The organism is Pseudomonas azotoformans (genome assembly GCF_001579805.1).
Classification (GTDB): Bacteria; Pseudomonadota; Gammaproteobacteria; order Pseudomonadales; family Pseudomonadaceae; genus Aquipseudomonas; species Aquipseudomonas azotoformans_A.
Map to the genome: position 1 here is coordinate 3457110 of NZ_CP014546.1, position 24511 is coordinate 3481620.

General features: G+C 59.2%; 19 protein-coding genes and 2 pseudogenes. 12 read left to right on the plus strand and 9 right to left on the minus strand.

The genetic code is table 11. From position 1 onward, the window contains the following. Nucleotides 1-17 precede the first annotated feature (17 nt). From AYR47_RS16155 to gcl, 3 genes and pseudogenes are all read right to left on the minus strand, one after another. The gene (locus tag AYR47_RS16155) at nucleotides 18-908 is read right to left on the minus strand and encodes a 2-hydroxy-3-oxopropionate reductase (RefSeq protein WP_033897622.1); all 891 of its coding nucleotides are present in this window, start codon (nucleotides 906-908) and stop codon (nucleotides 18-20) included. 15 nt (nucleotides 909-923) lie between these two features. After that, nucleotides 924-1706 (minus strand): hydroxypyruvate isomerase, encoded by a 783-nt coding sequence (gene hyi, locus AYR47_RS16160; protein WP_061435900.1) that lies wholly within the window; start codon nucleotides 1704-1706, stop codon nucleotides 924-926. Between the two features lie 10 nt (nucleotides 1707-1716). Then, nucleotides 1717-3493, minus strand: a pseudogene (gcl, locus tag AYR47_RS16165) (glyoxylate carboligase). A 256-nt stretch (nucleotides 3494-3749) separates the two neighbouring features. Between gcl and AYR47_RS16170 the strand changes: the two are divergent. Further along, nucleotides 3750-4190: a GlcG/HbpS family heme-binding protein gene (locus AYR47_RS16170; protein WP_033897625.1), complete on the plus strand. Its 441-nt coding sequence runs from the start codon at nucleotides 3750-3752 to the stop codon at nucleotides 4188-4190. 128 nt (nucleotides 4191-4318) lie between these two features. Here AYR47_RS16170 and AYR47_RS16175 read toward each other — a convergent pair whose 3' ends face one another. Then, nucleotides 4319-4927, minus strand: coding sequence for a TetR/AcrR family transcriptional regulator (locus tag AYR47_RS16175; protein WP_061435902.1), 609 nt, complete (start codon nucleotides 4925-4927; stop codon nucleotides 4319-4321). A gap of 134 nt (nucleotides 4928-5061) precedes the next feature. Here AYR47_RS16175 and AYR47_RS16180 point away from each other — a divergent pair, with 134 nt between their 5' ends. Beyond that, nucleotides 5062-5976 carry a DUF808 domain-containing protein gene (locus tag AYR47_RS16180; protein ID WP_033897627.1) on the plus strand — a complete coding sequence of 305 codons (915 nt, stop codon included), beginning with the start codon at nucleotides 5062-5064 and terminating at the stop codon, nucleotides 5974-5976. A 44-nt stretch (nucleotides 5977-6020) separates the two neighbouring features. Here the strand turns inward: AYR47_RS16180 and AYR47_RS16185 are convergent. The 3 genes and pseudogenes from AYR47_RS16185 to AYR47_RS16200 form a co-directional block, all read right to left on the minus strand. After that, nucleotides 6021-7243, minus strand: a protein-coding gene (locus tag AYR47_RS16185; protein ID WP_167351249.1) for an IS3 family transposase whose coding sequence is annotated in 2 segments (ribosomal slippage) — nucleotides 6021-6892 and nucleotides 6892-7243 — 1224 coding nt in all. Because the reading frame shifts where the segments join, the coding sequence is not laid out codon by codon here. 101 nt (nucleotides 7244-7344) lie between these two features. Then, nucleotides 7345-8134: pseudogene (locus AYR47_RS16195) on the minus strand (MlaA family lipoprotein). Further along, nucleotides 8127-9425: a serine/threonine protein kinase gene (locus tag AYR47_RS16200; RefSeq protein ID WP_033897629.1), complete on the minus strand. Its 1299-nt coding sequence runs from the start codon at nucleotides 9423-9425 to the stop codon at nucleotides 8127-8129. The pseudogene AYR47_RS16195 and the gene AYR47_RS16200 overlap by 8 nt, the downstream one beginning before the upstream one ends. 236 nt (nucleotides 9426-9661) lie before the next feature. Between AYR47_RS16200 and AYR47_RS16205 the strand changes: the two genes are divergently transcribed. Continuing rightward, nucleotides 9662-10030, plus strand: coding sequence for a hypothetical protein (locus AYR47_RS16205; RefSeq protein WP_061435904.1), 369 nt, complete (start codon nucleotides 9662-9664; stop codon nucleotides 10028-10030). Nucleotides 10031-10141: 111 nt separating this feature from the next. Here the strand turns inward: AYR47_RS16205 and AYR47_RS16210 are convergent, their stop codons facing one another. Further along, on the minus strand, nucleotides 10142-11695 hold the full coding sequence (locus tag AYR47_RS16210) for a glycoside hydrolase family 17 protein (protein ID WP_061435905.1): 1554 nt from the start codon (nucleotides 11693-11695) through the stop codon (nucleotides 10142-10144). 332 nt (nucleotides 11696-12027) lie between these two features. On the opposite strand from AYR47_RS16210, the gene AYR47_RS16215 reads away from it, so the two are divergent. From AYR47_RS16215 to AYR47_RS16225, 3 genes are all read left to right on the plus strand, one after another. Continuing rightward, entirely contained in the window at nucleotides 12028-12879 is an 852-nt protein-coding gene (locus tag AYR47_RS16215; RefSeq protein WP_025857941.1) for a glycine betaine ABC transporter substrate-binding protein, read from the plus strand. 217 nt (nucleotides 12880-13096) lie between these two features. Beyond that, entirely contained in the window at nucleotides 13097-13408 is a 312-nt protein-coding gene (locus tag AYR47_RS16220; protein ID WP_016972153.1) for a DUF485 domain-containing protein, read from the plus strand. Further along, a complete protein-coding gene (locus tag AYR47_RS16225; RefSeq protein WP_038850336.1) occupies nucleotides 13405-15063 on the plus strand; it encodes a cation acetate symporter in 1659 nt (552 codons plus the stop codon). Before AYR47_RS16220 ends, AYR47_RS16225 begins: the two co-directional genes overlap by 4 nt. Before the next feature lie 156 nt (nucleotides 15064-15219). Here AYR47_RS16225 and gltA read toward each other — a convergent pair whose 3' ends face one another. Further along, on the minus strand, nucleotides 15220-16509 hold the full coding sequence (gene gltA, locus AYR47_RS16230; protein ID WP_003210575.1) for a citrate synthase: 1290 nt from the start codon (nucleotides 16507-16509) through the stop codon (nucleotides 15220-15222). Nucleotides 16510-16872: 363 nt separating this feature from the next. Here gltA and sdhC point away from each other — a divergent pair, with 363 nt between their 5' ends. The 6 genes from sdhC to odhB all read left to right on the plus strand — a co-directional run bounded on the left by sdhC (nucleotide 16873) and on the right by odhB (nucleotide 24460). Continuing rightward, nucleotides 16873-17247 (plus strand): succinate dehydrogenase, cytochrome b556 subunit, encoded by a 375-nt coding sequence (gene sdhC, locus AYR47_RS16235; RefSeq protein WP_016979564.1) that lies wholly within the window; start codon nucleotides 16873-16875, stop codon nucleotides 17245-17247. Next, on the plus strand, nucleotides 17241-17609 hold the full coding sequence (sdhD, locus tag AYR47_RS16240; protein ID WP_016974690.1) for a succinate dehydrogenase, hydrophobic membrane anchor protein: 369 nt from the start codon (nucleotides 17241-17243) through the stop codon (nucleotides 17607-17609). The genes sdhC and sdhD overlap by 7 nt, the downstream gene beginning before the upstream one ends. Nucleotides 17610-17612: 3 nt before the next feature. Next, nucleotides 17613-19385 carry a succinate dehydrogenase flavoprotein subunit gene (gene sdhA / locus AYR47_RS16245; protein WP_016979563.1) on the plus strand — a complete coding sequence of 591 codons (1773 nt, stop codon included), beginning with the start codon at nucleotides 17613-17615 and terminating at the stop codon, nucleotides 19383-19385. 11 nt (nucleotides 19386-19396) lie between these two features. Beyond that, nucleotides 19397-20101, plus strand: a complete 705-nt coding sequence (locus tag AYR47_RS16250; protein WP_003172807.1) for a succinate dehydrogenase iron-sulfur subunit — start codon at nucleotides 19397-19399, stop codon at nucleotides 20099-20101. 262 nt (nucleotides 20102-20363) lie between these two features. Then, a complete protein-coding gene (locus tag AYR47_RS16255; RefSeq protein WP_016979562.1) occupies nucleotides 20364-23195 on the plus strand; it encodes a 2-oxoglutarate dehydrogenase E1 component in 2832 nt (943 codons plus the stop codon). Between the two features lie 44 nt (nucleotides 23196-23239). Further along, entirely contained in the window at nucleotides 23240-24460 is a 1221-nt protein-coding gene (gene odhB / locus AYR47_RS16260) for a 2-oxoglutarate dehydrogenase complex dihydrolipoyllysine-residue succinyltransferase (RefSeq protein ID WP_016979561.1), read from the plus strand. Nucleotides 24461-24511: the final 51 nt, after the last annotated feature.

Sequence of the window (24511 nt, forward strand, 5' to 3'; positions counted from 1 at the left end):
GGTAGGAGCGGCGTGTATTACTTCTCGCGAATCGAGAAATTCGCCATATGTTCCAGGCCCTTGATCAGCGCCGAGTGGTCCCAATTGCCGCCGCCAATCGCCGTGCAGGTGCTGAACACCTGCTGCGTACCGGCGGTGTTCGGCAGGTTGATCCCCAGTTCCTTGGCACCGGCCAACGCCAGGTTGAGGTCCTTCTGGTGCAGGTTGATGCGGAAGCCCGGATCAAAAGTGCCCTTGATCATGCGCTCGCCATGCACTTCGAGGATTTTCGACGAAGCAAATCCGCCCATCAGCGCTTCCCGCACCTTGGCCGGGTCGGCGCCGTTCTTGGAGGCGAACAGCAGCGCTTCCGCGACCGCTTGGATGTTCAGCGCGACGATGATCTGGTTGGCCACCTTGGCGGTCTGACCATCACCATTGCCGCCCACCAACGTGATGTTCTTGCCCATGGCCTGGAACAACGGCAGCGCGCGTTCGAAGGTCTGCGGCTCGCCACCGATCATGATGCTCAGGGTGCCGGCCTTGGCGCCGACTTCACCTCCGGACACCGGGGCATCCAGGTACTGCGCGCCGGTCTCGTTGATCTTGGCGGCGAACGCCTTGGTGGCGGTGGGGGAGATCGAGCTCATGTCGATCACCACTTTGTTCGGCGACAGGCCGGCGGCGACGCCGTCTTTGCGGAACAGTACGTCGTCGACCTGCGGGGTGTCCGGGACCATCACGATGATGAACTCAGCTTCCTGCGCAACCTGCTGCGGGTTGGCCAGGGCCACCGCGCCAGCGTCGATCAGCGCTTGCGGCGCCTTGCCGTGGTGCTCGGAGAGGAACAGTTGGTGACCTGCTTTCTGCAGGTTGGCGGCCATGGGTTGACCCATGATGCCGGTGCCGATAAATCCGATTTTAGCCATGAAGAAATCCTCTGTTTAGATGGCGTTGTGGGTCTTCAACCAACCCAAACCCGCTTCGGTGGTGGTCAACGGCTTGTACTCACAGCCGACCCAACCCGTGTAGCCGATGCGGTCCAAATGTTCGAACAGGAAGCGGTAGTTGATCTCACCGGTGCCCGGCTCGTTGCGCCCAGGGTTGTCCGCCAACTGGATGTGGTTGATCTCACCCAGGTGCGCGGCCATGGTGCGGGCCAGGTCGCCTTCCATGATTTGCATGTGATAGATGTCGTACTGCAAGAACAGGTTGGCGCTGCCGACCTGTTCGCGAATCGACAGGGCTTGCGCCGTGTTGTTCAGGTAGAAGCCTGGGATGTCGCGGGTGTTGATCGCTTCCATGACCAGCTTGATGCCCACGGCTTGCAGTTTTTCAGCGGCGTACTTGAGATTGGCGACGAAGGTTTTTTCCAGGGTTTCGTCGTCAACGCCTTGTGGCCGGATGCCCGCCAGGCAGTTGATCTGGGTATTGCCCAACACTTGGGCGTAGGCGATGGCCAGCTTGACCCCGGCACGGAATTCCTCGACCCGGTCCGGGTGGCAGGCCAGGCCGCGTTCGCCCTTGGCCCAGTCACCGGCCGGCAGGTTGAACAGCACCTGGGTCAAGCCGTTGGCGTCGAGTTGCGCCTTGATTTCGGCAGAGCTGAATTCATAGGGGAACAGGTACTCGACGCCTTGGAAGCCGGCGTCGGCGGCCGCTTTGAAACGGGCAAGAAAGTCCTGTTCGGTAAACAGCATGGACAGGTTGGCGGCGAAACGCGGCATAAGGTTCTCCTTAATCGAGTAGGGAAATGGCGGTCGGCGCATCGTTGCCGACCAGTGCCAGATCTTCGAATTCGTTGACGGCGTTGATCTCGGTGCCCATGGAAATATTGGTCACGCGCTCCAGAATAATCTCAACGATCACCGGCACCTTGAATTCTTCGATCATTTCCTCGGCGCGGCGCAGGGCCGGCGAGATCTGGCTTGGCTCGAATACGCGCAGGGCCTTGCAACCCAGGCCTTCGGCGACGGCCACGTGGTCTACGCCATAGCCATTGAGTTCCGGCGCATTGAGGTTGTCGAAGGACAGCTGCACGCAGTAGTCCATTTCAAACCCGCGCTGGGCCTGGCGGATCAGGCCGAGGTAGGAGTTGTTCACCACCACGTGGATGTACGGCAGCTTGAACTGTGCGCCCACCGCCAATTCTTCGATCATGAACTGGAAGTCGTAGTCGCCGGACAGCGCCACCACTTTGCGGCTCGGGTCCGCCTTGACCACGCCGAGGGCGGCGGGGATGGTCCAACCCAATGGGGCCAGCCTGGCCGCAGTTGATCCAGTGGCGTGGCTTGTACACGTGCAGGAACTGCGCGCCGGCAATCTGCGACAGGCCGATGGTGCTGACGTAGCAGGTGTCTTTGCCGAACACCTGGTTCATTTCTTCATACACGCGCTGTGGCTTGACCGGCACGTTGTCGAAGTGAGTCTTACGGTGCAGGGTGGCTTTGCGTTGCTGGCAGTCATTGAGCCAGGCGCTGCGGTCCTTGAGCTTGCCGGCGGCTTTCCACTCGCGGGCCACTTCAATGAACATGGTCAGGGCTGAACCGGCGTCGGACACGATACCCAGGTCCGGGGTGAAGACGCGGCCAATCTGGGTCGGCTCGATGTCGACGTGGATGAATTTGCGGCCTTCGGTGTACACCTCGACCGAACCGGTGTGGCGGTTGGCCCAACGGTTACCGATGCCCAGCACCACGTCCGACTTGAGCATCGTCGCGTTGCCATAACGGTGGGACGTCTGCAGACCGACCATGCCGACCATCTGTGGGTGATCGTCCGGAATGGTGCCCCAGCCCATCAGGGTCGGGATCACCGGAATGCCAGTCAGTTCAGCAAATTCCACCAGCAACTCGCTGGCGTCGGCATTGATCACGCCGCCGCCGCTCACCAACAGTGGGCGTTCGGCCTGGTCCAGCAGCGCCAGGGCTTTTTCCACCTGCACGCGGGTGGCCAGGGGCTTGGCCAGGGGCAGCGGCTGGTAGGCGTCGATGTCGAATTCGATCTCGGCCATCTGCACGTCGAACGGCAGGTCGATCAGTACCGGGCCAGGGCGGCCGGAGCGCATTTCGTAAAAGGCTTTCTGGAAGGCGTACGGCACTTGGCCCGGTTCCAGGACGGTGGTCGCCCACTTGGTCACCGGCTTGACGATGCTGGTGATGTCCACGGCCTGGAAGTCTTCCTTGTGCATCCGGGCGCGGGGCGCTTGACCGGTGATGCACAGGATCGGGATCGAGTCGGCCGAGGCGCTGTACAGGCCGGTGACCATGTCAGTGCCCGCCGGGCCCGAGGTGCCGATGCACACGCCGATATTGCCGGCCTTGGTGCGGGTGTAGCCCTCGGCCATGTGGGAGGCGCCTTCAACGTGGCGAGCAAGGACGTGATCGATGCCACCCACTTTCTGCAAGGCCGAATACAGCGGGTTGATTGCGGCGCCTGGGATACCGAAGGCGGTGTCCACACCTTCGCGACGCATCACCAGGACAGCGGCTTCGATTGCTCTCATTTTGCTCATGATATTGGTGCCTCTTGCGTTTTGTAATTGTATACAAGTGGTGTCTGGTCAAAGTGTATTCATGGCGAGCGGCGTAGGTCAATGCATTTTATAAACTGGCCTTTGCGTTCGTCGGAACCGCTTTTTTCGACGTATGGAGCCTTTGTGCGAAAATATTGTATACAAAATTAAAAGTCATTGTGTTCTATTTGTTTGATCGAGCATCTGATCATTCAGACCTCCATCGCTTTCCCAATAACAAAAGAAGGACGGCAGCATGAGCGCTTTAACCTTGAAACTCGCCACCCAACTGGCCAGCCAGGCCCTCAGTGCAGGGCGCACCATTTCTGCTGCACCGCTGACCATCGCCGTGCTCGACAGCGGCGGCCACTTGATCACCCTGCAGCGGGAAGACGGTGCCAGCCTGCTGCGCCCGCAAATCGCCATCGGCAAGGCTTGGGGCGCGATCGCCCTGGGCAAGGGTTCACGCCTGCTGGCGCTGGACGCGCAGCAGCGACCGGCGTTTATCGCGGCGTTGAACAGTTTGGGGCAGGGCAGCGTGGTGCCTGCGCCGGGTGGGGTATTGATTCGGAGTCAGGAGGGCGTGGTGCTGGGGGCGATCGGCATCAGCGGGGATACGTCGGATATTGATGAGCAGTGTGCGATTACGGCGATCGAGGGGGTGGGGTTGATGGCGGATGCGGGGGTGTCGGCTTGACCTGATAGAGCGCTTGTGGCGAGGGAGCTTGCTCCCGTTCGACAGCGCAGTTGGAGCCGGCTTTTGGGCCCGCTTCGCAGCCCAGCGGGAGCAAGCTCCCTCGCCACAGCAAGCTCCCTCACCACAGGTTACTTATCCGGCTCGCAGCCTTTGAGCACCAACCGAATAATGGTCTGCGCCGCCGCTTCATAATCCGCCTCATCCAACTTGGCCTTCCCGGTCACCGCCGAGATCTGCCAGTCAAAATCCGCATAGGTCTGCGTAGCCGCCCAGATACTGAACATCAAGTGGTTGGGGTCAATCGGCGCGATCAGGCCGCGATCTACCCAGTTCTGGATGCAGGCGATATTGTGCTTGGCCTGGGCGTTGAGCTGTTCGACCTGGTCCGCGCTAAGGTGCGGGGCGCCGTGCATGATTTCGCTGGCGAAGACTTTGGACGCAAACGGCAGGTCGCGGGAGATGCGGATTTTCGAGCGAACGTAGTTGCTCAGTACCACCGAGGGTTCGCCATCCGGATTGAACGGCGTGGAAGCCGCCAGGATCGGCTCGATAATGCTTTCGAGCACCTCGCGGTAGAGGTTGTCCTTGGACTTGAAGTAGTAATAGACGTTGGGCTTGGGCAGCCCCGCCTTGGCGGCGATGTCGCTGGTTTTGGTCGCGGCGAAGCCCTTGTCGGCAAACTCCTCGCTGGCCGCCCGCAGGATCTTTTCTTTGTTGCGCTCGCGAATGGTGCTCATAAACCTGGAGTTTCCTTGCCAAGACTGGCGGTTGCGCATGGTAGCACCGGCCATCCGCGAGCCTCAACAATCTGCCCGCAGGGCCTTGCGCCGCGCTATGCTCGCGCCATCCCACTCTTACGGAAGCCCGATTCATGGCAGGAAGCAGCTTGTTGGTGTTGATCGACGATATCGCCGCGGTACTCGATGACGTTGCCCTGATGACCAAAATGGCGGCAAAGAAGACCGCCGGCGTGCTGGGTGATGACCTGGCGCTCAATGCCCAGCAGGTTTCCGGTGTGCGTGCGGAGCGGGAAATTCCCGTGGTGTGGGCGGTGGCCAAGGGGTCGTTCGTCAACAAGTTGATCCTGGTGCCGGCCGCCTTGTTGATCAGTGCGTTTGCGCCCTGGGCGGTGACGCCGTTGTTGATGCTCGGCGGTGCCTACCTGTGTTTCGAAGGGTTCGAGAAGCTGGCGCATAAATTCCTGCACAACAAAGACGAAGACCAGGCGCAACATGCGCAGTTGGTCGAAGCGGTTGCGGACCCGGCAACCGACCTGGTGGCCTTCGAAAAGGACAAGATCAAAGGCGCTATCCGTACCGACTTCATCCTCTCCGCCGAAATCATCGCCATCACCCTCGGCACCGTGGCCGATGCGCCCTTGATGCAGCAGGTGATCGTGCTCTCCGGCATCGCGATTGTCATGACCGTGGGCGTGTATGGCTTGGTGGCCGGTATCGTCAAGCTGGATGACCTGGGCCTGTGGCTCACCCAGAAGCCTGGCCAGGCGGCGCGCAGCATCGGCGGCGCCATCCTGCGGGCGGCGCCGTACATGATGAAAAGCCTTTCGGTGATCGGGACCGCGGCGATGTTCCTGGTGGGCGGCGGGATTCTCACCCATGGCGTGCCGGTGGTGCATCACTGGATCGAGACCGTGAGCCAGAGCGCAGGCGCGTTGGCCTGGTTGGTGCCGGTGCTGCTCAATGGTGTGGCGGGGATCATTGCCGGGGCCGCGGTGCTGGCGCTGGTCAGCGGGGTGGGCAAGCTCTGGAAGACCGCGAAGGCCTGATCGCGCGTGTCTAGTCCTGAAATAGGTTTACACCTGTTTCAGTCTCAAAACGCCCGATGCACCGCATCGGGCGTTTTGTATTTCAGGGACAGGTGTGGCCGTTCCCCGTTGTAGATCAGCACCGACTCATCCACCATTTTCACTGCGTCCGCCAGATTTTTAGGGCGATACAGCAGGAACTCGGTCTTCAAAATGCCGTTTATCCTCTCCGCCAGAGCATTCTGGTAGCAGTCATAGCCGTCGGTCATTGAGCACCTGACGCCATGACTAGCGTGCAAGCGTTGATAAAGCTCAGAGCAGTATTGGGCTCCACGGTCTGAGTGATGGATCAGTGGCAGCGTGCTTCGGCGCTCACCAACTGCCTTTTCCATCGCCTTGATTACCGACTCGGTATGCAAGCTCTCATGCACATGATGGCCTACGATCTTGCGCGAGTAGGCGTCTGTCACCAGGCTCACATAAGCCACGCTTTCCTGTGTCGGCAGGTAGGTGATGTCTGCAACCCAGACCTGCTCTGGCCTATTGGCCACTATCTGCTCATGACCTGCTTTGAGCAGGTTAGGGTGTCGGCGAAAACGGTGATGGCTGTCCGTCGTTTTGTGGTATGCCCGTTTGCGTACAACCAGTTCTCGAGCGTTGCGCAGGATGCTAAACAGGCGGTCTCTGCCGACCCGAACTGATGCACCAACTTCAACGCTCATCAGGTAATGCAGCTTGCGCGTGCCTATCCGTGGCTGACGGCGGCGCTTTTCAAGAACAAAGTCCATGACCTCTTGATCTTGACGAGCCCTCTCGTCGAAAACCCGATTGCGTTGGTAATACGCTTGGCGCGAAATGCTCATAAACAGGCAAGCCCTCGTGATGCTCAGGCCTTGGATTTGCCCTTGCGAGAGGACTTGCCGGGTCGCTTTTTTACGACGGAAACACCGTAGTCATTTTTCAGAACATTCACGACGGCTTCGAAGAATTGCGCTTTCTGATTGCTTAGCGCCAGCTGTTCTTCGAGCTCTTTGATCCGCTGCTCGGGGGTCAGCGGGAGGGTTGGCTCGGTCATGGACCTGCTCCTCGGCTCTCGAATTGACGCGCCTTGGCTCCAGTCCTGCCGGCCGTGCTTGCGTAGCCAGACCAGTACTGTGGACCGGCCCTGAATGCCGTAGCGCCGTTGAGCCTCTTTATAACTCAACTCGCCCTTTTCGACCTGGTCTACGACCGATAATTTAAAGGCTAGCGTGTAGTCACGCTGGCTCCGCCTTTTGCCCGAATCCATTGACTCCTCCTGAAGATAGGTCAGAAGGCGTAAACCTTATTCAGGACGGGACAGCGGCAATAAAAAAGGCCATTCAATCGAATGGCCTTTTTTGTGGGCGTTTACTCGGCGATCTGCAACTTGCGCGATTCCGTGTAGATGTAGCGCACCTTTTCGTACTCAAATGGCGAGTTCATCTGACCATAGCGGAAGCTGGTCTGGTAGCGCTTGTCCACCGCACGCAACGCCCAGATTTCCGGGTGGTTGGAGCTGACTTCGGCGACGTTGAGGAAGTTGATCTGGGTCTCGGCACCGTAGTCGACGATCAGGCCGGTGGTGTCGCGCAGGTTCGATGGGCCGAAGATCGGCAGCACCAGGTACGCGCCGCCGGGCACGCCGTAGAAGCCCAGGGTCTGGCCAAAGTCTTCGCTCTGGCGCGGCAGGGCCCATGGCGGTTGCCGGGTCCCACAGGCCGGCGATGCCGATAGTGGTGTTGACCAGCAGGCGGCCAGTGGTTTCCAGGGAACGATGGCCCTTGAGTTGCAGCAGGCTGTTCAACAGGTTGGGCACATCGCCCAGGTTGTTGAAGAAGTTGCTCACGCCGGTGCGCAGGAAACTCGGGGTGACGTAACGGTAGCCGTCGACCACCGGCAGGAACACCCATTGGTCGAAGCGGTAGTTGAAGTGGTACACGCGACGGTTCCACGACTCAAGTGGGTCATACACGTTGAGCGCGGTGAGCGACGACCGCTCGAACTCGCGCTGGTCCAGGCCCGGGTTGAACTTGAGCTTGGTCAGCGGTTCCTTGAATCCATCGGAGTCGACCTTGACGGGTTCATGGGCCTTGCTGTTGTCGGCATTGGCCACGCCTGCGCACATCAAGGCGGCAAGCAGCAGAAGATATTTAGCCACGGAAGAACTCCAGCATGGCGTCGGCGTTGACGCGGTAATTGAGGTTGCCGCAGTGGCCGCCCAGCGGGTAGACGGTCAAGCGATCGCCGAAGGTTTTACGCAGGAAGCCGAGGTCGCCAGGGCCGAGGATCACGTCGTCGGCGTTGTGCATCACGGCGATTTTCGGGCTGGCGTGCAGGTAGTCCTTGAGGGCGTACAAGCTGACCTGGTCGACCAGTTGCAACAGGCTGCCGCCGTCGGAGCGGGCGCGCCACATCGGGATAACCTGCTCGGTGAGGTAGCAGTCGAAGTCGCACTGCAGCGCACGCTTGAGGAACGGCGTCAGGCTGGTGCTTTCGGTGATCGGGTACTTCGGCGGGATGATCAAGCCGCGGCGGTTGATCAGGTCCGAGGTGAAGGCGATGTCAGCTGCCGAGAAACGGAACGAAGTGCCGATCAGCATGGCCATCTGTTCGTTGGTCAGGTGCTGCTTGGATTGCTGGAAGTCGTAGAGCAGGGCGTCGTTCAGGTCGATATAGCCCTTTTGCTGGAAGTAGCGGGTCAGTTTGTTCAGCACCAACTCATAGAAGGTGGTGGTGTTGTTGATGCCTTTCACCTCGGTCTGCACCAGCTTGTCGAGGTTGGTGATCGAGGTGTAGAGGTTGACTGGCGGGTTCAGCAGCAAGACTTTCTTGAAGTTGAAGCTGCGGCGCGTCTCGTCGAGCTTGCTGACGAACGCCGCATCCAAGGCGCCGAGGCTGTAGCCGGTGAGGTAGAAGTCGGTCACCGGCAACGAAGCGTTCTGCGCGCGCACGGCTTGCATCACGCGGTACATGTCTTCGGCGTCTTCCTGGGTGATCCCCGGCGTGGCGAAGCGCGAGGCGGCGCTGATGAAGTCGAAGCTGGTGGGCGACGACAGTTGCACCACGTGGTAGCCGGCCTGGTAGTACAGCTTTTTCAGGTATTCGTTGATGCTGCTGTCGAAGCGCGCACCGGTGCCCGCGATCAGGAAGATCAGCGGCGCGGCACGATCTTGCTTGGCGATGCGGTAGGTGAGTTTCTTCACCGCCCAGAAGTTGTCCGGCAGGCTGAATTCGCGCTCGGGGCGCATGTTCAGGGTGTAATCGGACTGGTTGATCTCGTCATCGCTTGGCAATTTGGGCCGAAGGTCAGGCGGGGTGGTGGCGATGGTGGCTTCAAACGGGTTGGTCAAAGGGTAGCCATAGCTGGCTTGGTCAATGTCGACGGCCAGTGCTGACGCACTCAGAAAAAGGCTGCCCAGCAGGGCAGCACAGCGCAAGGAACGGAGCATGACTTAATCCCTAGGAGGAAACGTGCTTGATGAAGTTCGCAGGCTATGACCGCCGTCCTATCGCCGAAGTGCCATCACGCGGCACGAAATGTCGGAAAATAACGTCGGAATCGGGGTAATAGTAGCCAGACGATACACTTTGACACGTGTAGGTAAACATTAATTGTGTGTATGCACCTTGCTAACGCCCACTGGCGCATTAAGCTGAGCGCCGTTTTTGCCTATCGGAGTGCCTCATGTCCCGTCGTTTGCCGTTGATTCTGCTGTTTATTGCCCTGCCGCTGTGGCTGGCCGCCAGTTATGGCGCGCGCTATGGCTTTATGGAAGATGGCCAGTGGGTGGGCATCTGCGCGGATGAGGCCAGCCGCTGGGAATGCCAGTTACGCTCGAACCTGGGGTTGATGATCCACTTCAAGGTGCTGGGCTGGGCGGCGTTGATCACGTCGGTGCTGGGGTTTTTCGTGCCGGGTCGCGCGGGGTGGGGGTTGGCCGTGCTGGGGATGGTGTTCGGGTTGCCGGCGCTGGCGTTGTACAACACCACGTTTGCGGTGTTTGCGGTGGTGATTGCGGGGTTGCGGTTGGTCAGGAAGCCTCGCGGCGTCTGATTAGCTATGTGTGGCGAGGGAGCTTGCTCCCGCTGGAGTGCGAAGCGCTCCCAAGATTTTGGGGCCGCTGCGCAGCCCAGCGGGAGCAAGCTCCCTCGCCACAGGTTAGGTTTAAGCCTTACGCACCCGCAAGCACCGCCACAAAGCCACAACCATCAGCAGGCTAACCACCGCCCAACCCCACGCCTGCTGATTCAACAGGCCTTCACGGTACAACTGCGGCGCAATACCCGCACCGATGATAAAGGCCAGCAGCGCAATCTCCCGGCGCGGTCCTGTCACTGGACGCACCAGGTAAACCAACGCCGGCAACACCAGCGCCGCGCTCGGGAAGCTGCGATAGCGCGGGTCGAACACCAACGCCAGCATCATCACCGCGCCCGCGAACCCAGCGATCGCCACCAACCAGCCTGCGCGTTGCTCCAGCCAGTTGAACGCCCGCTCACGCCAACCTTCCTGCGCGTTCAAGGCCAAGGCCGCATGGGCCAGCACCAGCAGGTTCAACACCAGCAGCAAACCTGCCCACACCCATTCATCATTGAAACGTGCCGTCACGCGGGTCAGCTCGGCCCAGGTGCCAATGGAGCAGGCTGCAACGGCGCCCAACAACGGCAGGGCAAGCGCGGCACGCGTGCTGCGTACGCGACCCCCCAATGCCAGGGTGCCCAGCAAGATCATCCCGCCGACGGCCAGCCACAGCGGCCAGTACGGCACATTGGTCACCGGCCCGGCGAGGATGCCCTTGTCCTGGCGATCCGCATCGAACAGGCCCCAGTAACCGCCCACGGCGCCTTCGCTCGCACGTTTCCACGGCTGGTCAAAGGCTTCGATCAGGTTGTAGTGCCAGCCATTGGCCTCGGCCATGGCGACAAAACCACGCATGAATTTCGCTTCATTGACCCGGCTCGGCACGGCGGTTTCACGCTGGCGGCCTTCGCTTGGCCAGCCGGTTTCACCGATCAGGATGTCCTTGGGGGCAAACTTGTTGCCGAAGGTCTGGCGCACATCGCCCACGTGCTTGAGGGCCTGGTCGATGCCGGACGGGTCATCTTCCCAGTACGGCAACAAGTGGATGGTGAGGAAATCCACGGCCGGGGCGATTTCCGGGTGTTGCAGCCAGAACTCCCACACGTCCGCGTAGGTCACCGGTTGCTTGATCTGGCTTTTGACGGTCTGGATCAGCTTCACCAGCTGTGCGGCGGTGACTTCCTTGCGCAGCAGCGCTTCGTTGCCGACGATCACTGAGGTCACCACGTCCGGATGGGCGTTGGCCGAGGCGATCAGTTCGTCGATTTCCTTTTGGGTTGCGACCGGGTCACTGCTGACCCAGGCGCCGGCCATCACTTTCAGCCCGTGCTTGCGCGCCATGTCCGGCAAAGCTTCCAGGCCGGTCATGGAATAGGTGCGGATGCACTCGAAGCGGGTCGCCAGCAGGGCGAGGTCAGCGTCCATGCGCTCCGGACGCAGCGTGAATGGCTGGTCGAACGGCGATTGGTCTTTATCGAAAGGGGTATAGGACGCGCACTGCATCTTGTGCGTGGCACTGGCGACGTCGGGCAATACCACCGGCCGGCCGAGGCCATACCAGTAACCGATCAGGGCCAGCAGGCCGAGGATCAAGGCGAAAAAATAGGGCAGGGCGGGGAAGCGGGCAGTCGCGGGCATGGTCGGCTTAACTGTAGGAGCAAAGGCGCGCATCTTACCCGGATTTGCCCCGTCCCAGTGGGGCTGCATAATTTTGACATGCAAAGTTCGGGCGGGATTTTGACGTCAAGTCCTACAAAGCGTCCTACTGGCTATGTGATGTCGTTTCCTGCTTGTATGAGGTCGCTGACAGAGCAGGTCGAAGGCCCCGGCAGGTTGATGATCGAAGTGTCAGCACTCCACTGATGTCACTGCAACCGGATCGATGCGCGTGAAGGGGGCGCGGTGCACCACATAACAACAGGTTGACGTCGCTCGGCATCCGCCGGGCGCAGCACTTTCGGGGAAGTACTATGAAGATGCGACGACTCTTGGGCGCAGCTGCCACTCTGGTAGTTGCGATGAGCTCCACACTGGCCAGCGCCGACAGCAAGACCCTGAGCATCGGCTATGTGGACGGCTGGTCCGACAGCGTGGCCACCACCCACGTGGCGGCAGAAGTGATCAAGGCCAAGCTCGGTTATGACGTGAAACTGCAAGCCGTTGCCACCGGGATCATGTGGCAGGGCGTGGCCACCGGCAAGCTTGACGCCATGCTCTCCGCCTGGCTGCCGGTCACCCACGGTGAATACTGGGCCAAGAACAAGGACAAGGTGGTCGACTACGGCCCCAACTTCAAGGATGCGAAGATCGGCCTGATCGTGCCGGAATATGTCAAAGCCAAGTCCATCGAAGACCTCAAGACCGACACCACCTTCAAGAACAAGATCGTCGGCATCGACGCAGGTTCTGGCGTGATGCTCAAGACCGACGAAGCCATCAAGCAATACGGCCTCGATTACAAGCTGCAAGCCAGTTCGGGCGCGGCGATGATCGCCGAGTTGACCCGTGCCGAAGACAAACAGGAATCCATTGCGGTCACCGGTTGGGTGCCACACTGGATGTTCGCCAAGTGGAAACTGCGTTTCCTGGACGATCCAAAAGGGATTTATGGTGCTGCTGAAACCGTCAACAGCATCGGCAGCAAGGGCCTGGAGAAGAAAGCGCCGGAAGTCGCAGCCTTCCTGAAGAAATTCCAGTGGGCCTCCAAGGACGAAATCGGCGAAGTCATGCTGGCGATTCAAGAAGGCGCCAAGCCTGATGCCGCCGCCAAGGATTGGGTCGCCAAGCACCCTGAGCGTGTCGCCGAGTGGACCGGTAAATAACCCCCGAAGCGTCTAAATAGTACCTTGCAAGCCCGCCTGGCGTTTTCGCCAGGCGGGCTTTGTCGTTTCTGGGTCAGAGGCTGTCAATTCAATCACTGCAAAACTGGCGGCAACCCCGATGTCGTTCTAATACTAAGGTCGTCTGGAACCTCTACGGCAGCCGCATACAGTGGATACGTTCCAATAATAAAAAAGCTGTGCTGCGAGGATAAAAACAATGAACGACAGCATTTACCTCTCGATTCAAAACAGCCCGCGTTTCAAGGAGCTGGTGAGAAAAAGGGAAAGGTTCGCCTGGATTCTCTCGGCGATCATGCTAGGGCTTTACTCCGCTTTCATCCTGTTGATCGCCTACGGGCCACAAGTACTGGGGGCCAAGCTCAGCCCCGGTTCGTCGATTACCTGGGGCATTCCCCTGGGCGTCGGGCTGATTGTGTCTGCCTTCATCCTGACCGGCATCTACGTGCGCCGGGCCAATGGCGAGTTTGACGACCTGAACAATGCGATTCTCAAGGAGGCTGCGCAATGATCGGTCGTCTACTGACACTACTCGGCGCTTCGTTCTTTGCTCCGGCCCTTTGGGCTGCGGACGCATTGACCGGCGAAGTGCACAAGCAACCCCTGAACGTTTCGGCCATCGTGATGTTTGTCGCGTTTGTCGGCGCCACCCTGTGCATCACCTACTGGGCTTCCAAGCGTAACAAATCGGCGGCCGACTACTATGCGGCCGGCGGCAAGATCACCGGTTTCCAGAACGGCCTGGCGATTGCCGGTGACTACATGTCGGCGGCGTCCTTCCTGGGGATTTCCGCGCTGGTCTACACCTCCGGTTATGACGGCCTGATCTACTCGATCGGCTTCCTGGTGGGCTGGCCGATCATTCTGTTCCTGATCGCCGAGCGCCTGCGTAACCTGGGCAAGTACACCTTTGCCGACGTGGCGTCCTATCGCCTGGGCCAGACTCAGATCCGCAGCCTCTCGGCCTGTGGTTCGCTGGTGGTGGTGGCGTTCTACCTGATCGCGCAGATGGTGGGTGCGGGCAAGCTGATTCAGCTGCTGTTTGGCCTGGACTATCACGTTGCGGTGATCCTGGTCGGCATCTTGATGGTGATGTATGTCCTGTTCGGCGGCATGCTGGCGACCACCTGGGTACAGATCATCAAGGCGGTGCTGTTGCTGTCCGGTGCCTCGTTCATGGCACTGATGGTGATGAAGCACGTCAACTTCGACTTCAATGCCCTGTTCTCCGAGGCGATCAAGGTTCACCCTAAAGGTGAGGCGATCATGAGCCCCGGCGGCTTGGTGAAAGACCCGATTTCAGCCTTCTCCCTCGGGCTTGCGCTGATGTTCGGTACCGCTGGCCTGCCACACATCCTGATGCGCTTCTTCACCGTCAGCGACGCGAAAGAAGCCCGCAAGAGCGTGTTCTACGCCACCGGTTTCATTGGTTACTTCTACATCCTGACCTTTATCATCGGCTTTGGCGCGATTCTGCTGGTCAGCACCAACCCGGCGTTCAAGGATGCCGCAGGCGCCTTGCTGGGCGGTAACAACATGGCGGCGGTGCACCTGGCCAACGCGGTGGGTGGCAGTATTTTCCTGGGCTTCATCTCGGCCGTGGCCTTCGCCACCATCCTTGCGGTGGTTGCCGGCTTGACCCTGGCCGGTGCGTCGGCGGTGTCCCATGACCTGTACGCCAGCGTGATCAAGAAAGGCAAGGCCAACGACAAGGATGAGATTCGCGTCTCGAAGATCACCACTGTCGCCTTGGGCGTGCTGGCTATCGGCCTGGGTATCCTGTTCGAAAGCCAGAACATTGCGTTCATGGTTGGCCTGGCGTTCTCCATTGCCGCCAGCTGTAACTTCCCGGTGCTGCTGCTTTCCATGTACTGGAAAAACCTCACCACCCGTGGCGCGATGATTGGCGGCTGGCTGGGCTTGATCAGTGCCGTTGGCCTGATGGTGCTGGGCCCGACCATCTGGGTGTCGATCCTGCACCATGAAAAAGCCATCTTCCCTTATGAGTACCCGGCGCTGTTCTCGATGATCATTGCGTTCGTCGGCATCTGGTTCTTCTCCATCACCGACAAGTCGGCGGCGGCAGAGAAAGAGCGTGCGCTGTACTTCCCACAGTTTGTGCGTTCGCAGACTGGTCTGGGATCGAGTGGGGCGGTGTCTCACTAAGGTAATAGCTGGATAGGAAAATACCCCGGTCGAAAGGCCGGGGTATTTTTTTGTCTATAAATTAGAGATTGATCTGACAAAACTGTTTCTCAAATCCTGCACAAATAAAAACGGCCTCCACTAAGGGAGGCCGTTTTCAGTGCAACTAAGCGAGGCTTACTTGCGATCTTCCAGCTTGGTGATGTCACGCGACTCGTAGCCGGTGTACAGCTGGCGCGGGCGGCCAATCTTGTACGGGCTGGAGAGCATTTCTTTCCAGTGGGAGATCCAGCCCACGGTCCGCGCCAGGGCGAAGATCACGGTGAACATGCTGGTTGGAATGCCGATCGCCTTGAGGATGATCCCCGAGTAGAAGTCGACGTTCGGGTACAGCGAGCGTTCGATGAAATACGGGTCGGTCAGGGCGATCTCTTCCAGGCGCATGGCCAGTTCGAGTTGCGGATCGTTCTTGATGCCCAGTTCCTTCAACACTTCGTCGCAGGTCTTTTTCATCACGGTGGCGCGCGGGTCGCGGTTCTTGTAGACCCGGTGACCGAAGCCCATCAACTTGAACGGATCGTTCTTGTCCTTGGCCTTGGCGATGAACTTGTCGATGTTGGACACATCGCCGATTTCATCGAGCATGGTCAATACGGCTTCGTTCGCACCGCCGTGGGCAGGGCCCCACAGTGCGGCGATACCGGCGGCGATACAGGCGAACGGGTTGGCACCCGAAGAACCCGCCAGGCGCACTGTAGAGGTCGATGCGTTCTGCTCGTGGTCGGCGTGGAGGATGAAGATCTTGTCCATCGCGGCAGCGAGCACCGGGCTGATCGGTTTGATCTCGCACGGGGTGTTGAACATCATGTGCAGGAAGTTTTCCGCGTACGTCAGGTCGTTGCGCGGGTACATCATGGGCTGGCCCATGGAGTACTTGTAAACCATTGCGGCCAGGGTCGGCATCTTTGCAACCAGGCGGATCGCGGAAATTTCGCGATGCTGCGGGTTATTGATGTCGAGGGAGTCGTGATAGAAGGCCGACAGGGCGCCGACCACACCGCACATGACGGCCATCGGGTGGGCGTCGCGACGGAAGCCGTTGAAAAAGGTCTTCAGCTGCTCGTGAACCATGGTGTGGTTCTTCACGGTGCTGACGAACTGGGCTTTCTGCTCGGCTGTTGGCAATTCGCCATTTAGCAGCAGGTAGCAGGTTTCCAGATAGTCCGACTGTTCAGCAAGCTGCTCGATCGGGTAGCCGCGATGCAGCAAAATGCCATTATCACCGTCGATATAGGTGATCTTCGACTCGCAAGAGGCGGTCGACATGAAGCCTGGGTCGAATGTGAAACGGCCCGTGGCCGTCAGGCCCCGTACGTCGATAACATCGGGACCAACGGTGCCGGTTAAAATGGGCAGCTCGACGGGGGCTGCGCCCTCGATGATCAACTGCGCTTTTTTGTCAGCCATGTGGCCTCCTATTTATGCTTCAAATCATCAGACAGACCCCCACGCAGGGCCCGCACCACTATATTGATATAAATCCAGATGTCAATTTGCCTAAAGTCTTGCACCAGAAGGCTTTAACCGTACTTTTTCCTCGAAATTGACTGCCATTTACGCCTTTTATCCCGTCAGCGCAATCCGCTATTAGGGTGAGGTGAGCGCGTTGTCATTAGTAACCTAACTGTCTATACTCGGCCACCGACCGCCAAGGGCTTTTGGGCTTGCTTTCATTGGGGGTCGCACTCCCTGGGTGGTGCTTACCTGACCAGTGCACTCCCCAACAACTTTGCCCTGATTGTTAGGGGCTCTTCAGTGTGAAAAAAAGCCGTGAATAGCCAACGACCTGTAAACCTAGACCTAAGGACCATCAAACTCCCCATCACCGGCGTTACGTCGTTCCTGCACCGTGTTTCCGGCATCATCCTGTTCCTGGGCTTGGGCATCATGCTTTATGCATTGAGCAAATCCCTGGGTTCCGAGGAAGGTTACGCCGAGGTGAAGGCATGCTTGACCAGCCCGCTGGCCAAGTTCGTAGCATGGGGCCTCCTGTCCGCTCTGCTGTATCACCTGGTAGCCGGTGTGCGCCACTTGATCATGGATGCGGGTATCGGTGAGACGCTGGAAGGCGGCCGCCTGGGCTCGAAAATCATCATCGCCATTTCCGTGGTGCTGATCGTTCTGGCAGGAGTTTGGATATGGTAACCAGCGTTACGAACCTTTCGCGTTCGGGCCTCTATGACTGGATGGCACAACGTGTGTCTGCGGTCGTTCTCGCGGCTTATTTCATTTTCCTGATCGGATACCTCGTCGCAAATCCAGGCATCAGCTATGAGCAATGGCATGGCCTGTTTTCCCACAATGCGATGCGAATCTTCAGTCTGCTGGCCCTTGTAGCCCTGGGCGCACACGCCTGGGTCGGCATGTGGACCATCGCGACCGACTACCTGACGCCGATGGCGCTGGGCAAGTCCGCGACTGCAGTACGTTTTCTCTTCCAGGCAGTCTGCGGCGTCGCGATGTTCGCTTACTTCGTCTGGGGTGTGCAGATTCTTTGGGGTATCTGATTCATGGCTAACATTCCAACTATTTCATTCGACGCCATCATCATTGGTGGCGGCGGTGCTGGCATGCGCGCTGCGCTGCAGCTGGCCCAGGGCGGTCACAAGACTGCCGTGATCACCAAAGTGTTCCCGACCCGTTCCCATACCGTGTCGGCCCAGGGTGGCATCACCTGCGCCATCGCTTCTGCCGATCCGAACGATGACTGGCGCTGGCACATGTACGATACCGTCAAGGGTTCCGACTATATCGGTGACCAGGACGCTATCGAATACATGTGTCAGGAAGGCCCGGCCGCGGTGTTCGAGCTGGATCACATGGGTCTGCCGTTCTCCCGTACCGAGCAAGGCCGCATCTACCAGCGTCCATTCGGCGGTCAGTCGAAGGATTACGGTAAAGGCGGGCAGGCTGCCCGTACCTGCGCCGCTTCCGACCGTACCGGTCACGCGCTGTTGCACACCCTTTATCAGGGCAACCTGAAAGCCGGTACCACGTTCCTGAACGAGTACTACGCTGTCGACCTGGTGAAAAACGCCCAGGGCGAATTTGTCGGTGTAATCGCTATCTGCATCGAAACCGGTGAAACCACCTACATCCGCGCCAAGGCTACCGTGCTGGCGACGGGCGGTGCAGGCCGTATCTACGCTTCTACCACCAATGCCCTGATCAACACCGGTGACGGCGTCGGCATGGCACTGCGTGCTGGCGTACCGGTACAAGACATCGAAATGTGGCAGTTCCACCCGACCGGTATTGCCGGCGCTGGTGTACTGGTTACAGAAGGTTGCCGTGGTGAAGGTGGTTACCTGATCAACAAGCACGGCGAGCGTTTCATGGAGCGTTATGCTCCGAACGCGAAAGACCTTGCCGGTCGTGACGTTGTGGCCCGTTCGATGGTTAAAGAGATCATCGCCGGCAACGGCTGTGGCCCGAATGGCGACCACGTACTGCTCAAGCTCGATCACCTGGGCGAAGAAGTGCTGCACAGCCGTCTGCCAGGTATCTGCGAGCTGTCCAAGACCTTTGCTCACGTTGACCCGGTGGTTGCTCCGGTGCCGGTTGTTCCGACTTGCCACTATATGATGGGCGGCGTGCCGACCAACATCCACGGCCAGGCGATCACCCAGAACGCCGAAGGCCAGGACGAAATCATCCACGGTCTGTTCGCCGTAGGCGAAGTGGCTTGCGTATCGGTACACGGTGCCAACCGCCTGGGCGGCAACTCGCTGCTCGACCTGGTGGTATTCGGCCGTGCTGCTGGCCTGCACCTGGAAAAAGCGCTGACCGACGGCATCGAATACGATGACGCCACCGACGCCAACATCGAAGCTGCCCTGGCTCGCCTGAACGCTCTGAACGAGCGCACCGACGGCGAAGACGTGGCTACTCTGCGTCGCGAGCTGCAAAGCTGCATGCAGAACTACTTCGGTGTGTTCCGTACCGGCGAATACATGCAGAAGGGCATCGCCCAGCTGGCTGATCTGCGCAAGCGTATCGCCAACGTCAAGATCAACGATAAGAGCCAGGCGTTCAACACCGCTCGTATCGAAGCCCTTGAACTGCAAAACCTGCTGGAAGTGGCCGAAGCGACCGCAATCGCTGCCGAGGTTCGTAAAGAATCCCGTGGTGCCCACGCCCGTGAAGACTTTGAAGACCGCGACGACGAAAACTGGTTGTGCCACACCCTGTACTTCCCGGGTGACAAGCGCGTAACCAAGCGTGCCGTGAACTTCTCGCCGAAGACGGTTCCGACGTTTGAACCGAAGATTCGGACTTACTAAGGGTGGCTGCCATGTTGAAAGTCAGTGTTTATCGCTACAACCCTGATCAGGACGCTGCGCCGTTCATGCAGGAATTCCAGGTCGATACCGGTGGTAAAGACCTGATGGTGCTGGATGTATTGGCACTGATCAAAGAGCAGGACGAAGGTTTCTCCTATCGTCGCTCTTGCCGTGAAGGTGTGTGCGGTTCCGACGGCATGAACATCAACGGCAAAAACGGCCTGGCGTGCATCACGCCGCTGTCCGCCGTGGTCAAAGGCAACAAGCTGATCGTTCGTCCTCTGCCAGGTTTGCCGGTTATCCGTGACCTGGTCGTCGATATGAGCATCTTCTACAAGCAATACGAGAAAGTTAAGCCGTTCCTGCAGAACGACACGCCGGCTCCGGCCATCGAGCGTCTGCAGTCCCCGGAAGAGCGCGAGAAGCTCGACGGTCTGTACGAGTGCATCCTGTGCGCTTGCTGCTCGACCTCTTGCCCGTCCTTCTGGTGGAACCCGGACAAGTTCCTGGGTCCAGCTGCCCTGCTGCAAGCGTACCGCTTCCTGGCAGACAGCCGTGATACCAAGACGTCCGAGCGTCTGGCTTCGCTGGATGACCCGTTCAGCGTATTCCGCTGCCGCGGGATCATGAACTGCGTCAACGTATGTCCCAAAGGCCTGAACCCGACTAAGGCCATTGGTCACATCCGTAACATGCTGCTGCAGAGCGGCGTGTAACTGACGTTGTAGTAAAAGCAGGACCGTTGTGCCCGTAAATGCTACGGCGCAGGCTTCAACCGGCGCCGTAGTTTTAACTTGAGCAGCGACTTACAAAGCCGCGGCTCTTATTTTGAAGAAATGAGACAAGCAGGGGCATTCGGGTTGGTACCCGAACTATCAGCGTGATCCTAAGTGGCTTGTTTTGGTCGCTGCACTTGGCCTTTTGCAAGCAAACTCGGTGTTTTCGCCGGTGGTGTCCCCAAATCGAGGGTGACCAAGCATGCAAGAAAGCGTGATGCAGCGCATGTGGAACAGCGGCTATCTTTCAGGTGGTAACGCTGCCTATGTGGAAGAGCTTTATGAGCTCTACCTGCACGACCCTAACGCTGTGCCAGAAGAATGGCGCACCAAATTTCAGACGTTGTCTTCAGACGGCAACGCTGCCACCGATGTATCGCACGCCACAATTCGCGATCAGTTTGTGCTGCTGGCAAAGAACCAGCGCCGCGCCCAACCGGTTTCCGCCGGCAGCGTGAGCAGTGAGCACGAGAAGAAGCAAGTTGAAGTACTGCGACTGATCCAGGCCTACCGGATGCGCGGCCACCAGGCGGCCCAGCTTGACCCGCTGGGGCTCTGGAAGCGTCCTGCACCTGCTGACCTGTCGATCAATCATTACGGCTTGACCAATGCCGATCTTGATACGACCTTCCGTGCCGGCGACCTGTTCATCGGCAAAGAGGAAGCGAGCCTACGCGAAATTCACGAAGCGTTGCAGCAGACATATTGCCGCACCATCGGCGCTGAGTTCACGCACATCACCGATTCCGAGCAACGCCACTGGTTCCAGCATCGCCTGGAAGGTGTGCGCGGTCGTCCGGTTTTGTCCGCAGACGTACGCAGCCACTTGCTTGAGCGCGTAACCGCTGCCGAAGGCCTGGAAAAATACCTGGGTACCAAATACCCGGGCACCAAGCGTTTCGGTCTGGAAGGCGGCGAAAGCCTGATCCCGATGCTCGACGAGCTGATCCAGCGTTCCGGTTCCTACGGCACCAAGGAAATCGTGATCGGCATGGCCCACCGTGGTCGCCTGAACGTGTTGGTCAACACCTTCGGCAAGAACCCGCGTGAGCTGTTCGACGAGTTCGAAGGCAAGAAGAAGGTCGAGCTGGGTTCCGGTGACGTTAAATACCACCAGGGTTTCTCGTCCAACGTGATGACCACCGGCGGTGAAGTTCACCTGGCCATGGCCTTCAACCCATCCCACCTGGAAATCGTTTCTCCAGTGGTCGAGGGTTCGGTCCGTGCTCGCCAGGATCGTCGTAACGACACCACCGGTGAAAAGGTCCTGCCGATTTCCATCCACGGTGACGCGGCATTCGCCGGTCAAGGCGTGGTCCTGGAAACGTTCCAGATGTCGCAGACCCGCGGCTTCAAGACTGGCGGTACCGTTCACATCGTCATCAACAACCAGGTTGGCTTCACCATCAGCAACCCGCTGGACGCGCGCTCCACCGAGTACGCGACCGACGTTGCCAAGATGATCCAGGCGCCGATCCTCCATGTGAATGGTGATGATCCGGAAGCCGTGTTGTTCGTGACCCAGTTGGCCATTGACTACCGCATGCAGTTCAAGCGTGACGTGGTGATCGACCTGGTCTGCTACCGCCGTCGCGGTCACAACGAAGCCGACGAACCAAGCGGCACCCAGCCGTTGATGTACCAGCAGATCACCAAGCAGCGCACCACCCGTGAGCTGTACGCCGAAAGCCTGACCAAGGCCGGCGTGGTTGACGATGCGCGTGTTCAGGCCAAGGTCGATGAATACCGCAACGCGCTGGACAATGGTCTGCATGTTGTAAAAAGCCTGGTCAAAGAGCCGAACAAAGAACTGTTCGTCGACTGGCGTCCGTACCTGGGCCACGCCTGGACTGCGCGTCACGATACGTCGTTCGATCTGAAAACCTTGCAGGAATTGTCCGCCAAGCTGCTGGAAATTCCTGAAGGCTTCGTGGTTCAGCGCCAAGTGGCGAAGATCTACGAAGACCGTCAGAAGATGCAAGCCGGCGGCCTGCCGATCAACTGGGGTTACGCCGAAACCATGGCGTACGCGACCCTGGCGTTCGAAGGTCACCCGATCCGCATGACCGGCCAGGACATCGGCCGTGGTACGTTCTCGCACCGTCACGCGGTATTGCACAACCAGAAAGACGCGGGCACCTACATCCCGTTGCAGAACCTGTACGAAGGCCAGCCACGTTTCGACCTGTACGATTCGTTCCTGTCCGAAGAAGCGGTTCTGGCGTTCGAATACGGTTACTCGACCACCACGCCAAACGCGCTGGTGATCTGGGAAGCCCAGTTCGGCGACTTCGCCAACGGCGCCCAGGTGGTGATCGACCAGTTCATCACCAGCGGCGAGCACAAGTGGGGTCGCCTGTGCGGTCTGACCATGCTGCTGCCACACGGTTATGAAGGTCAGGGTCCTGAGCACTCCTCGGCCCGTCTGGAGCGTTACCTGCAGCTGTGCGCCGAGCACAACATCCAGGTGTGCGTGCCGACTACCCCGGCCCAGATCTACCACTTGCTGCGTCGCCAGGTAATCCGCCCGCTGCGCAAGCCGCTGGTAGTGCTGACGCCGAAGTCGCTGTTGCGTCATAAATTGGCCATCTCGACCCTGGAAGATCTGGCGGATGGTTCGTTCCAGACCGTGATTCCAGAAATCGACACGCTGGACGCGGCAAAAGTGACTCGCCTGGTCCTGTGCAGCGGCAAGGTCTATTACGACTTGCTGGAAAAACGCCGTGCCGAAGGCCGCGAAGACATCGCCATCGTGCGTATCGAGCAGCTTTACCCGTTCCCGGAAGACGACCTGATGGAGGCCATCGCGCCTTACACCAACCTCACCAACGTGGTGTGGTGCCAGGAAGAACCGATGAACCAGGGCGCGTGGTACAGCAGCCAGCATCATTTGCGTCGCAGCATGGGTAACCACAACAAGGCGCTGAACCTGGAGTACGCCGGTCGTGATGCTTCTGCAGCACCTGCGTGTGGTTATGCGTCGATGCACGCCGAGCAGCAGGAAAAACTGCTGCAAGATGCTTTCACTGTTTAACGCCTTCGCGCTGACTGAAACCGAATTTTAAGGACCCACAGATAATGGCTATCGAAATCAAAGCCCCGTCATTCCCGGAATCGGTTGCCGATGGCACCGTTGCCACCTGGCACAAGAAACCAGGCGACGCTGTAAAGCGTGACGACCTGATCGTCGACATCGAGACCGACAAAGTCGTGCTGGAAGTGTTGGCCGAAGCTGACGGCGTGCTGGGCGCAATCGTTGCTGAAGAAGGCGCTACCGTTCTGTCGAACCAGGTACTGGGCTCGATCGAAGAGGGCAGCGCTGCTGCCGCTGCTCCTGCTGCAGCACCGGCAGCCGCCGCTGCCCCTGCCGCCGCTCCGGCTGCTGGCGCTGAAGACCCGATCGCTGCACCGGCTGCCCGTCAGCTGGCTGAAGAGAACGGCATCAACCTGGCGTCCGTCAAAGGCACCGGCAAAGACGGTCGCATCACCAAGGAAGACGTGGTTGCTGCTGTTGAAGCCAAGAAAAACGCTCCAGCTGCCGCACCTGCCAAGGCTGCTGCCCCGGCTGCCGCTGCTCCAGTGTTCGCCGCTGGCGACCGCACCGAGAAGCGTGTACCGATGACTCGCGTACGTGCCACCGTGGCCAAGCGTCTGGTTGAAGCACAGTCGAACATGGCGATGCTGACCACCTTCAACGAAGTCGACATGACCGAAGTCATGGCCCTGCGTTCGAAGTACAAGGATCTGTTCGAGAAGTCCCACAACGGCGTACGCCTGGGCTTCATGTCCTTCTTCGTGAAAGCGGCCACCGAAGCGCTGAAACGCTTCCCGGCTGTCAACGCTTCCATCGACGGCGGCGACATCGTTTACCATGGCTACGCAGACGTCGGCGTAGCCGTATCCAGCGACCGTGGCCTGGTGGTGCCGGTACTGCGTAACGCCGAGCTGATGAGCCTGGCTGAAATCGAAGGCGGCATCGCCGGCTTCGGCAAGAAAGCCCGTGACGGCAAGCTGACCATCGACGAGATGACCGGCGGTACCTTCACCATCACCAACGGTGGTACCTTCGGTTCGATGATGTCGACGCCGATCGTCAACCCGCCACAAGCCGCAATCCTGGGCATGCACAACATCATCCAGCGTCCGATGGCCATCAACGGCCAAGTCGTGATCCGCCCAATGATGTACCTGGCGCTGTCGTACGATCACCGCCTGATCGATGGTAAAGAAGCCGTGACTTTCCTGGTGACCATCAAGAACCTGCTGGAAGACCCGGCTCGTCTGCTGCTGGACATCTAAAGACGCAGCTGCACGTTGCGAGCTACAGGCTGTAGGAAAAAGCAGCTTGGC

Excerpts from the sequence above, each read along its gene's own strand:
- AYR47_RS16155 (WP_033897622.1), bottom strand. The coding sequence starts at position 908 with ATGGCTAAAATCGGATTTATCGGCACCGGCATCATGGGTCAACCCATG.
- hyi (WP_061435900.1), bottom strand. The coding sequence starts at position 1,706 with ATGCCGCGTTTCGCCGCCAACCTGTCCATGCTGTTTACCGAACAGGAC.
- AYR47_RS16170 (WP_033897625.1), top strand. The coding sequence starts at position 3,750 with ATGAGCGCTTTAACCTTGAAACTCGCCACCCAACTGGCCAGCCAGGCC.
- AYR47_RS16175 (WP_061435902.1), bottom strand. The coding sequence starts at position 4,927 with ATGAGCACCATTCGCGAGCGCAACAAAGAAAAGATCCTGCGGGCGGCC.
- AYR47_RS16180 (WP_033897627.1), top strand. The coding sequence starts at position 5,062 with ATGGCAGGAAGCAGCTTGTTGGTGTTGATCGACGATATCGCCGCGGTA.
- AYR47_RS16200 (WP_033897629.1), bottom strand. The coding sequence starts at position 9,425 with ATGCTCCGTTCCTTGCGCTGTGCTGCCCTGCTGGGCAGCCTTTTTCTG.
- AYR47_RS16205 (WP_061435904.1), top strand. The coding sequence starts at position 9,662 with ATGTCCCGTCGTTTGCCGTTGATTCTGCTGTTTATTGCCCTGCCGCTG.
- AYR47_RS16210 (WP_061435905.1), bottom strand. The coding sequence starts at position 11,695 with ATGCCCGCGACTGCCCGCTTCCCCGCCCTGCCCTATTTTTTCGCCTTG.
- AYR47_RS16215 (WP_025857941.1), top strand. The coding sequence starts at position 12,028 with ATGAAGATGCGACGACTCTTGGGCGCAGCTGCCACTCTGGTAGTTGCG.
- AYR47_RS16220 (WP_016972153.1), top strand. The coding sequence starts at position 13,097 with ATGAACGACAGCATTTACCTCTCGATTCAAAACAGCCCGCGTTTCAAG.
- AYR47_RS16225 (WP_038850336.1), top strand. The coding sequence starts at position 13,405 with ATGATCGGTCGTCTACTGACACTACTCGGCGCTTCGTTCTTTGCTCCG.
- gltA (WP_003210575.1), bottom strand. The coding sequence starts at position 16,509 with ATGGCTGACAAAAAAGCGCAGTTGATCATCGAGGGCGCAGCCCCCGTC.
- sdhD (WP_016974690.1), top strand. The coding sequence starts at position 17,241 with ATGGTAACCAGCGTTACGAACCTTTCGCGTTCGGGCCTCTATGACTGG.
- sdhA (WP_016979563.1), top strand. The coding sequence starts at position 17,613 with ATGGCTAACATTCCAACTATTTCATTCGACGCCATCATCATTGGTGGC.
- AYR47_RS16250 (WP_003172807.1), top strand. The coding sequence starts at position 19,397 with ATGTTGAAAGTCAGTGTTTATCGCTACAACCCTGATCAGGACGCTGCG.
- AYR47_RS16255 (WP_016979562.1), top strand. The coding sequence starts at position 20,364 with ATGCAAGAAAGCGTGATGCAGCGCATGTGGAACAGCGGCTATCTTTCA.
- odhB (WP_016979561.1), top strand. The coding sequence starts at position 23,240 with ATGGCTATCGAAATCAAAGCCCCGTCATTCCCGGAATCGGTTGCCGAT.